The sequence below is a fragment of the Acidisoma silvae genome (genome assembly GCF_020618775.1).
In the GTDB taxonomy this organism is placed as follows: Bacteria; Pseudomonadota; Alphaproteobacteria; order Acetobacterales; family Acetobacteraceae; genus Acidisoma; species Acidisoma silvae.
The window spans coordinates 24997-38727 of the sequence record NZ_JAESVB010000026.1 but is presented as its reverse complement, the minus strand read 5'-3'; the positions used below and the strand labels follow the sequence as shown (position 1 = coordinate 38727).

At 61.1% G+C, this 13731-nt stretch carries 11 protein-coding genes; 10 read left to right on the top strand and 1 reads right to left on the bottom strand.

What is annotated here, in order from left to right; genetic code table 11:
* Positions 1 to 49 precede the first annotated feature (49 nt).
* A complete protein-coding gene (locus ASILVAE211_RS23785; protein ID WP_227323857.1) occupies positions 50 to 826 on the bottom strand; it encodes an SDR family NAD(P)-dependent oxidoreductase in 777 nt (258 codons plus the stop codon).
* A 92-nt stretch (positions 827 to 918) separates the two neighbouring features.
* Between ASILVAE211_RS23785 and ASILVAE211_RS23780 the strand changes: the two genes are divergently transcribed.
* The 10 genes from ASILVAE211_RS23780 (at position 919) to ASILVAE211_RS23735 (ending at position 13388) form a co-directional block, all read left to right on the top strand.
* On the top strand, positions 919 to 2157 hold the full coding sequence (locus ASILVAE211_RS23780) for a hydantoinase/carbamoylase family amidase (protein ID WP_227323856.1): 1239 nt from the start codon (positions 919 to 921) through the stop codon (positions 2155 to 2157).
* A gap of 19 nt (positions 2158 to 2176) precedes the next feature.
* The gene (locus ASILVAE211_RS23775) at positions 2177 to 3205 is read left to right on the top strand and encodes an NAD-dependent epimerase/dehydratase family protein (protein WP_227323855.1); all 1029 of its coding nucleotides are present in this window, start codon (positions 2177 to 2179) and stop codon (positions 3203 to 3205) included.
* Positions 3202 to 4113 carry a polysaccharide deacetylase family protein gene (locus tag ASILVAE211_RS23770; RefSeq protein WP_227323854.1) on the top strand — a complete coding sequence of 304 codons (912 nt, stop codon included), beginning with the start codon at positions 3202 to 3204 and terminating at the stop codon, positions 4111 to 4113. The genes ASILVAE211_RS23775 and ASILVAE211_RS23770 overlap by 4 nt, the downstream gene beginning before the upstream one ends.
* A 144-nt stretch (positions 4114 to 4257) precedes the next feature.
* Positions 4258 to 5481, top strand: coding sequence for an aromatic ring-hydroxylating oxygenase subunit alpha (locus tag ASILVAE211_RS23765; RefSeq protein WP_227323853.1), 1224 nt, complete (start codon positions 4258 to 4260; stop codon positions 5479 to 5481).
* 209 nt (positions 5482 to 5690) lie between these two features.
* Positions 5691 to 6515, top strand: a complete 825-nt coding sequence (locus ASILVAE211_RS23760) for a GlxA family transcriptional regulator (protein ID WP_227323852.1) — start codon at positions 5691 to 5693, stop codon at positions 6513 to 6515.
* Positions 6499 to 8109, top strand: coding sequence for an NAD(P)/FAD-dependent oxidoreductase (locus ASILVAE211_RS23755; RefSeq protein WP_227323851.1), 1611 nt, complete (start codon positions 6499 to 6501; stop codon positions 8107 to 8109). The genes ASILVAE211_RS23760 and ASILVAE211_RS23755 overlap by 17 nt, the downstream gene beginning before the upstream one ends.
* On the top strand, positions 8106 to 9275 hold the full coding sequence (locus ASILVAE211_RS23750) for an NAD(P)/FAD-dependent oxidoreductase (RefSeq protein WP_227323850.1): 1170 nt from the start codon (positions 8106 to 8108) through the stop codon (positions 9273 to 9275). The genes ASILVAE211_RS23755 and ASILVAE211_RS23750 overlap by 4 nt, the downstream gene beginning before the upstream one ends.
* A gap of 105 nt (positions 9276 to 9380) precedes the next feature.
* Positions 9381 to 11039, top strand: coding sequence for an ABC transporter substrate-binding protein (locus ASILVAE211_RS23745; protein ID WP_227323849.1), 1659 nt, complete (start codon positions 9381 to 9383; stop codon positions 11037 to 11039).
* Entirely contained in the window at positions 11036 to 11947 is a 912-nt protein-coding gene (locus tag ASILVAE211_RS23740) for a nitrilase-related carbon-nitrogen hydrolase (RefSeq protein WP_227323848.1), read from the top strand. Before ASILVAE211_RS23745 ends, ASILVAE211_RS23740 begins: the two co-directional genes overlap by 4 nt.
* Before the next feature lie 151 nt (positions 11948 to 12098).
* Positions 12099 to 13388: an LLM class flavin-dependent oxidoreductase gene (locus ASILVAE211_RS23735; RefSeq protein WP_227323847.1), complete on the top strand. Its 1290-nt coding sequence runs from the start codon at positions 12099 to 12101 to the stop codon at positions 13386 to 13388.
* The last annotated feature ends 343 nt before the right edge of the window (positions 13389 to 13731 follow it).

Genomic DNA, 13731 nt, shown 5'->3' with positions numbered 1-13731 from the left:
AGACCCGCTCAAGTGAAGCGGAGCCAACTTGCGGCGGCACACGCGCTCGCTAGGCCGCCAGCCATCCACCATCGACCACGAGATTGGACCCCGTCATGAAAGTGGCGCGGTCGCTGGCCAGGAACACGGCAGCATTCGCGATATCTTCAGGTTTTCCCAGACGTGGCCACGGAGTTCGCCGCTGGGCATTTTCCATCAATGCAGGGTCCATCGGCAAACCGGGCTTGCCGGTCACGACCTTGCCGGGCGAAATGCTGTTACAGATGATGAGGTCTTTCGCGTAGTCAACGGCGACCTGCCGCGTGATGTAGATCGCTCCAGCCTTGCTGACGCCATAGGCCGTGTCATGCGGTGAATTGACGATCCCCTGTTGTGATCCGAGATTGATGATCCGGCCGCGCGCTTCATGGCGCGGCTCTTGTGTCAGCATCTGCTGCACGGCGCGTTTGCAGCCGTTGAACATGCCCGTCATGTTCACGCCCATGACGTCTTCCCATTGCGCGCTGGAGGTCTCAGTCAGCGCGGTGCCGGAAAAGGTCGCGGCATTATTGACCATGACATCAAGGCGGCCGAAGCGCGCCACGATATGGCCGATCCAGCGGTCGACATCATCCCAGGCGGCGACATTGATCTGAGCATAATCGCCCGTGGCACCCATCTCCTGAATCAGGTCGAGCGTCGGTGCGCCGCCTTCCTTCGGTCGTGTGGTGATATCGGCCAGCGCCACGATGGCGCCCTCGGCGGCGAAGGCCAGCGCCATGGCGCGGCCAATCCCGGAACTGGCGCCTGTAATCGCCGTTATCTTACCGGCCAATAGGCTGGACATCGCAAGTTTTTCCTGTTTGGCTAAAATATAGATCAGACCAAAATAGAGTAATCACACCAGTCTTGAGGAATTATACAATTATCGACGCTTTGTTGCCAAATACCGCATTCGCCGCAAGTCTGTTCGATGCCCTGGATCGCGCGACGCGGGAAGGGCGCGGCATCGTGCGGGCCAGCTACGGCCCGGGCGAGCAGGCAGCGCATGACATCATGCACGCGGCGGCCTTGGAACTGGGTCTTGCCTGCCGGGTGGATCCGATCGGCAATCTGATGATGACTCTTCCGGGGCGGGACAGATCGGCGCCCGGCATCATTATCGGTTCCCATCTCGACAGCGTGCCGCAGGGGGGCAATTTCGACGGTGCGGCAGGTGTCGCAGCAGGTCTTGCGGCGCTCGCACGACTGCGGAACATGGGTTTTGTGCCGTCCTGCGATATTACCGTGATGGCCATTCGCGCCGAAGAATCCGTGTGGTTCGATATTCCCTATCTCGGCAGCGCCGGGGCTTTCGGCTTACTTGACCCGGCGGTGCTTGAGGTGCGGCGTTCGGATAATGGCGTCATGCTGGCGGATAGCCTCCGCGCAGCCGGTTTCGATCGTGATACTTTGGCAATGCAGCGCTCCCTACTCGAGCCGGCCAGTATCGCTGCCTATCTGGAAGTGCACATTGAGCAAGGGCCGGTTCTGGTTGAGGAAGCGCTGCCCATCGCAGTCGTCAGCGGTATACGCGGCTGCCTACGCTTTCGCGCCGCACGCTGCCACGGCGTCTATGCGCATTCCGGCGCCGTACCGCGCCGCTACCGGTCAGATGCTGTGGCGGCGACCGTTGCCCTGCTGCATCACATGCAGCTCCATTGGGATAAGGCCGAAGCACGCGGTGACGATCTCGTGATGACCAGCGGAGAATTCTTCACCGATCCCGCCATGCATGGTGCCAGCCGTGTCGCGGGTGATGTGCAATTCGTGCTCGATATCCGCAGTACGTCGGATACCGTTATGCAGGACGTGGCGGCGGAATTCCGCCGGGCGGCCGCGCATATCGCGACGGAATATCGCGTAACCTTCGATCTAGGTGTCGGCAGTTATTCGCCGCCCGCGATGATGGATGCAGGCTTGCGGCAGCGTTTGCTGTCCTTGAGTGGCCAACCGTTCGAGATGGCGAGCGGCGCCGGGCATGACGCCGCGATTTTCGCCAAAGTTGGCATTCGAAGCGCCATGATCTTTATCCGCAACCGCAATGGCAGCCACAATCCCGATGAAGCCATGGCCATGGCGGATTTCGCGGTGGCGGAAGACTTGCTTGTCCGGCTGCTGCTGGATTTTCCATCTTGAATCCGAAGGACGTAGACGTATGACGGTTCTGATAACGGGCGCCACTGGCTTTGCCATGAGCGTACTGGCGCGAACCTGGGCGGAATTCTCGCCCGATGAGAGGGTAGTGGTGCTGGACGCGGCAAAGCCGGATACCGCCGCCATGCGCTATTTCGCGCCGGTAGCGGACCGTTTGCGCGTTATTGTCGGCGATATCACTGTGCCTGAGAGTTGGGCGCCGCAACTGGAAAGTTTCGGTATCACCCATATCGTGCATGGCGCGACGGTCACGCCGCTGGCGCGCGGCACGGCGGCCGATATCGGGCGCGAGCCCGAAGCAGCGGAACCCGCACGCATCATCGCCGTCAATACCATGGGAACCGTGGCGCTGCTGGAGTGGGCGCGAGCGCAGCCAGGCATTCAGCGCTTCATCTATGTCAGTTCCGGTGCCGTCTATCGCCATCACGGGCCGGATCGGCCCGGCGAGCCGCTGCCGGAAGATGGCTACGTCGCGCCGCGCCGGCTCTACGGCATTTCCAAATTGAGTTCGGAACTGATTGCAGAGCGCTATGGCGAATTGTTCGGTCTGTCCGTCGCGTCGGTCCGCATGTCTTCTGTTTACGGCACGATGGATCGCGTCACGGCCAGCCGCGATTTCCGCCATATACCCAATCGCATCGCCCATAAGGCATTGGCGCGAAGTGGAGCTTTGCGGGTGAATACGCTGGAGGCGGTCGGCGATTACATCCATGCTGAGGATGCGGCGCGGGCCATTCATGCTCTCGCCAAAGCCGACATCCTGCGCTATGGCGTCTATAATGTTGCCGCTGGGGAGACCGCGACCATCGGCCAGCTGGTCGAATGGGCGGCCGAGAAGGTGGCTGGCTTTACGGCTGAAACGGTGCCGGAGAGCGAGGCCGAGATGATCGAGAATGCGAGCCTCACGGGCGGCATGTGGGGGGCCTATGATATCGCCCGCATCACTCAGGAGACAGGCTGGCGTCCGCGCCCGACGCGGGAGGCATTCCACGCCTATATCGATTGGCTGGCGGAAGGCATGGACGCATGAGCGGCACTTATCCGCGCGACCTCATCGGCTATGCCGGCCATCCGCCCAACCCAGCTTGGCCGGGTGATGCGCGCATTGCCGTCTCCATCGTGCTGAATGTGGAGGAGGGGGGCGAATACAGCATTCTGCATGGCGACGATCATGCGGAATATGTGCTGACAGATAGCGGCGTCAGCACGCCGCTGATGGGTGCGCGTGACCTCAACGTTGAGTCGGCATTCAATTACGGCAGCCGTACAGGCTTCTGGAATGTCATGCGCCTGCTGCGGCAACGCAGTGTGCAGGCCACGATCTATGCCGTCGGCATGGCGCTGGAGCGTAACCCGCGCGCGGCTGCAGAAATCCGCGGCAGTGGCTTCGACGTGGTTTGCCACGGCTATCGCTGGATTGACTATCATGGCGTGCCGGAGGCGGTGGAGCGTGCGCATATCGCGCAGAATGTCGCGGCGGTCACCGCGGCCGTCGGTCGTGCGCCCATAGGTTGGTACACGGGCCGCCCCAGTCCCAACACGCGTCGGCTGGTCGTGGAGCATGGCGGCTTTCTATACGACTGCGACGCCTATGACGACGATTTGCCTTATTGGACCGAGGTGGCGGATAAGCCGCATCTGATCCTGCCCTATTCCTTGGACAATAATGACGCGCGGCTCAATCGCGGAGGAGACTTCGCAGGCAGTGACGATTTCTTCGCCTATTGCCGGGACGCTTTCGACTACCTGCATCGCGAGGGTGGCGACGGGCGGCCACGCATGATGTCCATAGGCTTGCATAGCCGCCTGATCGGGCGGCCGGGGCGCATTGGCGGTCTTGCCCGCCTGCTCGATCACATTCAGCGGCATGAGGGCGTCTGGTTGACAGGGCGGGATGCCATCGCCCGCCACTGGATCGCCCGGCATCCACCATGCTAGCAGGCGCTTTTTTGTCGTTTTTTGGCAGTTCAATGTCGAATATACGACAGCATGCCGCTATTCTGTGCGCCAAGGTATGCCAAGAGGAAAGGTGTGCTTCTGATGCAGTCTATTGCCGAAAAAGTAAGCGCATACGATCCTGGCATGGCGAATCATGCGCGGCTGCGCGAACTGCTGGCCAAGCGTCAGCCGGGCCATGCCTTGCCCGGGGATTTCTACACCGCCGCTGATATCTATGCGCTCGACCTTGATGTCATTTTCGGCCGGGAATGGATTTTCGTCGGTGCGACCTGCGAATTGCCGAAGCGCGGTAGTTTCATCACGGTTTCCATCGGCCGCAGCTCCATTTTGATCCTGCGTGACCGGGACAGCAGGCTGCGCGCCTTCTATAATTCCTGCCGCCATCGTGGTTTCAAACTGTGTGAGGCCGAGCGCGGGCAGATCCCCTCCGTCGTCTGTCCCTACCATCGCTGGACCTACCGGCTGGATGGATCGCTCGTTCATGCCAAGCTGATGCCGGACAATTTCAGGCCGGAGGATTATGCGTTGGTGCCCGTGAATCTGCGAACTGTGGCCGGCACCATCTATATCTGTCTTGCCGATGATCCACCGGATTTCACGCCCTATGGCGAAGCGATGACCGAGCAGCTTGCGCCGCATGGGCTGGAGAATGCCAAGCTGGCGCATGAGGATCACCTCATCGAATACGGCAACTGGAAGACGGTGGTGGAAAATTCCCGCGAATGCTATCACTGCGCAGGCGGCCATAGTGAGTTGATGGTCACGTTTCTCGATCTCTACGATTTCGCAAACCCTGAACAGAATGCGATGATCCAGGGATATTGGGACAAGTGGGAAGCGGCGGGCTTCACCACCCATATCACGGAAGGCCCGCATTACCGCGCGACGCGCCTGCCTTTCACGAAGGATGCGCAATCCATCACCATGGATGGCAAGCCTGCCGTCGCAAAGCCGCTGGGCCTGTCGCCGCCCGGTGCTTATGGGTCGCTGCGCTGGGTGCATTACCCATCGACCTTCAACCATTGCATCAATGACTATACCGTCCTGGTCCGCATGCTGCCGATCGGGCGGGAAGAGACGCTGGTGACGACAAAATGGCTGGTCAATGCCGAGGCGATCGAAGGTGTCGATTACACCATCGATAATCTCACCCATGTCTGGCGCGTCACCAATGATCAGGACAAGGCGCTGGTCGAACGTAATCAGGCGGGCGTGCGCTCGGCAGGCTATAGGCCCGGGCCATATTCCCCGTCGGCGGAAGCCGGTGTGCTGAAATTCACCGACTGGTATTGTGACAAGATCCAAGCCTATCTCTCGCAGCCCACGCATGCGGGAGGCCGGTCATAACCCCCCGCGCGCCTCAGGCCGCGCCCCTGCAAGGCCGGCGCGTCGGATTTCTGCTGACGCCGGGCTTCGCGCTGCTGCCCTATGCTTCGGCGGTAGAGCCGCTGCGCGCGGCTAATGAAATCACCGGACAGAAACTCTATTCCTGGCATCATCTGACGCCAGACGGAGCGCCGGTTCAGGCTTCCAATAATATCGCGCTTGCGCCGGATATGGATTGGCAGGGCGCGGCATCGCTTGATCTGCTCATCATTTGCGCCGGTGTTGCAGCCGTTGGTTTTCGTGACTCTGCCATTTTGCGGCGGCTGGCTGTGCTGGCGCGGCAGGGGGTGCGCATGGGGGGTGTGTCCGCCGGCGCCTATCTGCTGGCCCGGGCCGGGCTGCTGCACGGCTACCGCTTCACGCTGCATTGGGAATTGGCGCCGAGCTTTCAGGAGGAGTTCCCCGATCTCGATGTGCAGCGCTGTTTGTTTGAGATTGACCGTGACCGCCTGACCTGCTCGGGCGGTGCGGCGCCACTGGACATGATGCATGCACTGATCGCGCGTGAGCATGGCGGCGCGCTGGCAGTGGCCGTCAGTGACTGGTTCTTGCAAACCGCCGTGCGAGAGGGTGAACATCCGCAGCGCATGTCGCCCGTCATGCGCTTTGGCGTGCGGAACGCAACTGTCCTGCGCATCATCGCGCATATGGAAGCCAATCTCGACCGCCCGGCGCGTGGGCCAGACCTCGCCGAACTTGCCGGCATTTCCCAGCGCCAGCTGGAACGGCTGTTTCAACTGCATCTGGGCCAGACGCCGAATACCTTCCAGCTGAAGCTGAGGCTGGATCATGCCCGTACTTTGCTGCGGCAGACTGAGTTGTCAGTCATGGAAGTGGCGCTTGCGACCGGCTTCGCCAATGCCAGCCATTTCGCCCATGCCTATCGCAGCCGTTTCGGCTGCACGCCGCGTTCGGACACGATGCACGCCGTGCTGTCCGGCGCCGGATTCACCACCGCACGAAAGGCAACGGAGCGTCATGTCCTTTCAGCCTGACCCCAGATCCACAGCCAGTGCGGAACTGGCGCCGACCGAACAGGTGGATGTGCTTGTTATCGGGGCGGGCGCCGCCGGCATGGCGGCGGCGCGGCAGGCCGCAGGCGATGGCCGTTCGGTTATGCTGGTGGATGAGAACCCGGTCAGCGCCGAGACGATGGGGGAGAATGTGCCGCTGCATTTCGGCGGCGGCATGACAGGCGCGGTGCGCAACCGCAATGCCATGCTGGAAGCAGTGGCCTTGGGCATGCCGGCGCTTGAGGCCGCTTTGGAGGACGGCGTGGATGTGCGGCTCGGCACCGCCTGCTGGGGTATCTACACGCCTGGACCGGATATCGGCTGGCTAGACGGCCCGGTCGCCGGGCTGATGGATGGTGAGCGCTCCTGGATGGTTCGCGCAGGCCGCATCATCGTTACGGCCGGAAGGCGCGATATGGGGCTGGCTTTTCCTGGCTGGGAGAAGGAAGGCGTTATGGGCATCACTGCCGCACAGCGCCTCGCCGGCCTCTACGATGCTTTGCTGCCACGCCGCGTTGTCGTGCTTGGCAGCAGCGCGGATACCCTGCGGGTGGCACGCGACATTCAGACCAAGGGCTGCATGGTTTTGGCGGTGGTCGATCCGGGTTCGGTTCTGCGCGGACCTGCGGCACTCGCGGCGGAACTCGAAGCCGATGGCACGCGGGTTCTTCTGGGCCATGCGCCCGCGCGCGCCGAAGGGCAGGCGGCGGTGTCAGCGCTGACGCTGCGTCCGGTGATGCCCGACGGCCAAGCGGGTGAGGGGGCCGAGATTCGACTGGATTGCGATGGCGTGCTGCTCGGCGTGGGTTCCGTGCCGGTGGTGGATCTGCTGGATGCCGCCGGATGCCGGATGAGTTTTGATGCCGCGCGCGGCGGCATCGTGCCATTTCTGGATGATCGGCAGATGACGACGCGGCCCGGCATCTACGCCGCCGGAGATTGCGCAGGCATCTGGCCGGAAAAATCGGCAGATACGACCATTGCGGAGGCCGAGGGACAGCGCGCCGCTATGGCCGAACCGGGCTGTGGCGTTGATCCTCACTTGGCTTCCAGCGATCTGGCCGAAGAAAGAATGGCCTGGGTGCGCGCCACGGTGCTGGACAGTGGCGATGCCTGCCATGTCTGCCAATGCGAGGAAGTGACGGCACGCGACATTTTGGAAGTGCGACCGCCCCGCTATCTGGGCGCCGAGACGCCCGACAATGAAGCGCTGCGGCCAAACCGGCGCGATCTGCGCGGGCTGCTTGGGGATCGTCCGCATCCCGATCAAGTCAAACGTCTGACCCGCGCCGGTATGGGACAGTGCCAAGGGCGGCGCTGCCGGGAACAGGTGGCGGCACTGCTGGCCCTCGGCTCCGGTCAGGATTACGGCGCGGTGCGCCCGGCCTCTCACCGCGCGCCGGTGCGGCCGATCCCCGTGGCGCTCGCCGCCCAGGCGGTTACAGAGACGCCAGCCATGGCTGCGCATTGGGACACTTGGTTTGGCATGCCCGCGCAATATGTGCCCTTCTGGGCCGTGGCAGACGAATACACGGCCTCCAGCCGGCCCAGGCACAGTTCGGACGCCAGCGAATGATGGAGATGCCACGCGGCGCGGATGTCGTTGTCATCGGTGCGGGTGCGACCGGCCTCAGCACGGGCTGGTGGCTGGCGCGTGCCGGTATCTCCGTCATCGTCATCGATAGCGGATTGGTCGGGTGGGGGGCGTCGGGCCGCAATGGCGGCGGCTGTTCGCATCATTTCAGTCCGCTTTTTGTGGAGGAACAGCGGCTTTGGCCGCAGTTGGATGATTTGCTCGGCTATCCCACTGAATTTCGGCCCAAGCGCATTCGTCTCGCCTTCGACGCACATCAGTTGGAGCTGTACGGTGCCGCCGCGCGAAACGCAGCACATCAGGGCTTCGGCGCGCGGCTGCTGGACGCGAAAGAGGCGCGGGAATTAGTGCCGCTGGCGGGCGAGAATGTCTGTGGCGGCTATTTCTATGATTTCGGCGGTCACGCCAATCCGCATCGCACGGTGCAGGCCTTCGCCTGGGCGATGCAGGATCATGGCGGCCAGATTCTGCAGGAAACCAAAGTCACCGGATTTCGGCGCGTTGGTGGGCGGATCGCGGCGGTGGTGACGGAGCGGGGCGAGATCATCTGCCAGCAGGTCGTGCTCGCGGCCGGTCCCGGCACGCAGAAACTCGCCGCCATGGTGGATGTGCCTGTGCCGATGGTGCCGGCGCGCGCTGAGGTGCTGGTGACGGAACCGCTGCCGTTGATGCCCATCGGCGGCGTGGACGGCAACGGTCTCTACGGTCGGCAAACGCTGCGCGGCAATCTGGCGTATGGCGGCGGTCCGCATGAATGGCTAGAGGATGACGCCGTTTTCAATACGCCCTCCAGCACGCCATTGATGCCTTTTCTGGCGGGGCGGCTGGCGACACTGTTCCCGCGCGTCGCTCATGCCAAGATCATTCGCAGTTGGGCCGGCGTCATTGAGAATACGCCGGACGGACGTCCCGTCATCGATCGGCCGGCCGATCCGGGCAATCTTGTCATCGCAACCCTTTCCAGTATCGGTTTCGGCCTTTCCCCCGCCACCGGCCATGCCATTGCGCAAATAGTGACGGAGGGGCGCTGCCAGTTCGCTGACCTGTCAAGTTTTGCGCTGGCCCGGTTTCGCAATCTGGAAAGCGACTGGGCAGAAATACAGGGCTGGCGCGCACGGCCGCCAGAGACTGCGCCGTTTCTTGCATAGGTTTCATGACGGCTGGAGCCCGCTGCCGCCGGACTGCCAGCCTGCCGCGCCTGTCGCCTAGCCTCAGCGCCCATCCTCCCTTCACGCCCAATGGAAAGAGACACCATGCCCCCGAGCAGGACATCGCTTGATGCTCTCCGCCGCCGTCTGGACGCTATCGACAATGATCTGATCGACGAACTGGCCGCAGGCCGGCTCGATCGCCGCGCCTTCATGCGGCATGGCAGCCTGCTCGGCCTGTCCTTGCCGTTGCTGGGCGGCATTGCCGGCCTGTTCGGCCTGCCGGGCGAGATCCGCCAGGCTCATGCTGGCACCCCTGGCGGTACCATCCGCGTCGGCGTTACCGTGCCGGCGGCCGCCATTGACCCCGTGACTATTGCCGATAATGGCGGGTTGGAAATTCTGATCCAGACCGGCGAATTTCTTTGCATCCTCAACCGGGATTTCACGCTGAAGCCGGTTCTGGCGGAAAGCTGGTCGCATAATGCCGACGGTTCCGTCTGGACCTTCAAGCTGCGCTCAGGCGTGAAATTCCATAGCGGCGGCACGTTGAAGGCGGATGACGTCATCGCCAGCATTGACCGGCTGTGCGATCCGAAAAATTCTTCCAACGCGCTGTCCGCGTTCAAGGGCATTCTGTCGCCGGGCAATTCCAAGAAGGTGGATGAACTGACGGTTGAGTTCCATCTCGATGCGCCCTACGGCACTTTTCCCTATGTTCTATCATCCGATAACTATAATTGCGTGATCCTGCCTGCTTCCTATGCCGGTGACTTCGAAAAGAACTGGGACGGTACAGGGCCTTTCAAGCTTGAGAAATACACGCCGAAGGTTGGTGCATCCTTTGTGCGCAACGACGATTACTGGGGTCCTAAGGCACTGGCGGATCGCACAGAATTCACCTTCTACACGGATATGCAGCCGCAGATTTTGGCGATGCAAGGCGGCGAGGTTGACCTGCTGGCGCAGATGACGGTAGCGGAAGGTCGCGCCCTGCTGCATGACCCGCGCTTTACCATCGTGCGGGAACGCAGCTCCGGCCATGAGCAGGTCCATATGCGCTGCGACACGGGGCCTTTCGTGGATAAGCGCGTGCGTCAGGCGCTGGCTCTGTCGCTTAACCGCACCGCACTCGTGCGCGGGCTGTTCGCCGGCATGGCGGAAGTGGGCAATGACAGTCCCTTCGCCTCCGTCTTTCCGATGGCGGATCCAAGCGTGCCGCAGCGCGAGCAGGATCTGCGCAAGGCGAAGCAGCTTCTGGAGGCTGCCGGTTATGGCAAGGGATTGAGCGTCACACTGACGACCGAGGATTACATCGAAATCCCGGACTATGCCATTCTGCTGCAAAGCTTCGCCAAGAAGATCGGCATCGATATAAAGCTGCATATCGAAAGCCAGGATGCCTATTATGGCAAGGCGGTGTTCGGTCAGTCGGATTGGCTGGATTCCACCCTCGGCATTACCGATTACGGCCATCGCGGCGTGCCGAACGTATTCTTGCGTGCGCCTTTGCTGAGCAGCGGTACTTGGAACGCGGCGCATTTCAAGAACCCGACCTATGACGGGCTGGTTAACAGCTACAGCAAGGCTACTGATCTCGGCAGCCAGCGCAGCTATGCGAAACAGATCCAGGAATTGCTTCTGGATGAGACGCCCGTCATTTTCTCCTATTTTTACGATTATCTGGTGCCGACCAAGAAAGGTTTGGCGGGTCTGCCGCCGGTCGCAAACCGCTTGTTCCTGGGCGGAGTTTCACTATCTTGACCCGTCGCATCGGGCTTGCTGCCTGTCAGATGGGCCCGGTGCAGTCCGGCACCAGCCGTGCCGAGGTTGTCGGACGGCTGATCGCTATGCTGGAGAGGGCGGCGGCCGGCGGCGCTGCCCTTGCGGTCTTCCCCGAACTGGCTTTTTCGACCTTCTTTCCACGGTCGGAAATTGCGGACGAGACCCTGCTCGACAGTTTCTATGAGGACGGCTTTCCGAATGTGGAGACGGCACCGCTGCTCTATGCGGCGCGCCGTCTCAACATTGGATTCGCCATTGGTTTCGCCGAGCTGATCCGGGATGGTGGAGAAGCAAGGCGCTTCAATAGCATGGCGCTTGTTGACCGTAGCGGCACGCTGCGCGGCCTGTATCGCAAAATCCATGTGCCGGGGTCGGAAGCGCCGGAACCGGGTGTGACCGTGCATCTGGAACGGCGCTATTTCGCGCCCGGTGATCTCGGTTTTCCCGTCTTCGATTTGGATGGCGTTCGTGTTGGGCTGGCGCTGTGCAATGACCGCCGTTGGCCCGAGACCTATCGCATGCTGTGCTTGAACGGTGCCGAGGTGGTGCTGATCGGCTACAATACACCGCTGTATCTGGATGAGGCACCGGCGCTCGCGCATCTCCGCATGTTTCATAATCACCTGCCCATGCAGGCTGGCGCCTATCAGAATACGCTTTGGGTAGCCGCTGCCGCCAAAGCCGGTCTCGAAGACGGGCAGGCATTGATCGGCGGGTCCTGCATCATCGCGCCAAGCGGAGAGATGGCCGCCCTTGCCATATCACTGCAGGATGAGGTGATCGTTCATTGCGCCGATCTCGACCTCATCGCGGCGTGTCGTCGGGTCAATTTCGACTTCGCGCGGTATCGCCGCCCGGACCAGTATCGTCGCATCGCCGAGGCGTAACAGCCTTTCTCGCATGAGAACGCCCATGTTGGAGGATGCGAGTGGACCTGGCGTTCTCTTTCATGAAGGGCAAATTCCCGACGCGATGCAAGTTTTCAGTACTAATGCCACGGGAAAAATCGCGTTTTAGAAAGTTGGACCTATGCGGCAAATGCACCTCGGCGCATTCCTATTCAATCTTGGAAATCATGCCGCCGGCTGGCGCATGCCGGATGTTCCGACTGAGGGGCTTATGGCCTTCGACTTCTACCGTAACCTCGCTGAAACGGCAGAGCGCGGAAAATTCGACCTTGTCTTTCATTCTGACGGGCTTGGCATTAACGACACTTACGACGCTGTACTACGCCACACCGTAACGATCAGGCCTGAGCCGCTGACCTTGCTTTCGGCTCTGGCCGTGGTGACGCAGCGCGTTGGCCTTGCGGCCACCATCTCGACGACCTATAACGAGCCTTACCACATTGCCCGCAAGCTTGGCATGCTGGACTTTCTTAGCAATGGCCGCGCTGCGCTCAACCTCGTCACATCCAGCACGGATCAGGAGGCGCAAAATTTTGGCCTGAGTCATCATCTGGCCCATGGCGCACGCTACGAACGCGCTCGCGAATTCATCGACATCCTTCGGCTACTTTGGGACAGTTGGGACGACAAGGCGCTCAGCTTTGATAAGGTGAGCGGACAGGTCGCCGACCCCGCACTTATTCAGGCCATCCATTATAAGGGGAAGTATCTCTCTGTGCGTGGGCCGCTGAATATGCCGCGGCCGCCACAAGGGCATCCGGTCATAATCCAGGCCGGGGTCTCGGCAGATGGGCAGGACTTCGCAGCCCATGTCGCTGATGTCGTCTTCAGCGTCGAACGCTCGCTTGCTTCAGCGCAAGCCTTCTATGCCGCTGCGCAGACCCGCGTAACGGCGGCAGGGCGCATCCCCGGGGTCATGAAGGTCATGCCAGGTCTTTTGCCGATTATCGGCCGTACCCAGGAAGAGGCAGAGTCAAAGGATCGCGCACTGCAAGACCTCGTGCCTGAATCTTTGGCAGTCTCCTATCTTTCCGACGTTGTGCAGCACGACCTGTCACGCTACCCAATCGACGGTCAGCTGCCGGAACTGCCCGAGAGCAATGGCGAGATGGGCAGGCGCCAAATTATTCTGGATCAGGCCCGTCTGCCTGGTGCCACGATCCGTTCACTCGCCGTGCAGATGGTTCAGAACCGAGGCCATCTTCGCGTCGTTGGAACGGCGCGAACGATCGCGAACTTCATGGCAGAATGGTTTACCAACAATGCCTGTGATGGATTTAATATCCTGGCACCCTTCCATCCAGGCGGACTTGCGGAGTTCGTGGATGAGGTCGTTCCCGAATTGCAGCATCGTGGTCTTTTTCGTCAGGAATATAGCGGCAGGACTTTGAGAGACCATCTCGGATTAGCGCGCCCTTAAAGGTCTTCTTCTATCTTTGGGCATCAAGGCAAGGTATTCGGGATCTAATGCGTGTTTTGAGTTGAACAATTCGGTTTCACAGGCGGCTGGTAAGTTAGTTGTGGAACGCGACCGGCAAAGGGCATTTTAGCTGAATACTTTTAATGCTTGGCGGGTCTACCAAGGACGTCTTTGCCCACAAATTGAGGAAGAGTCTGGTGTGAGAATTTGGCACTAATCCGCCATTTTTGAGTCTCACCGTCACTACAGCGTGACAATAGCTATCACTTTCTTTTTCATCCATAATAAGATGTCTAGATAGATGACGTCTCTAAGTTCATGTGAGGACCGTGTCGGAACAGAG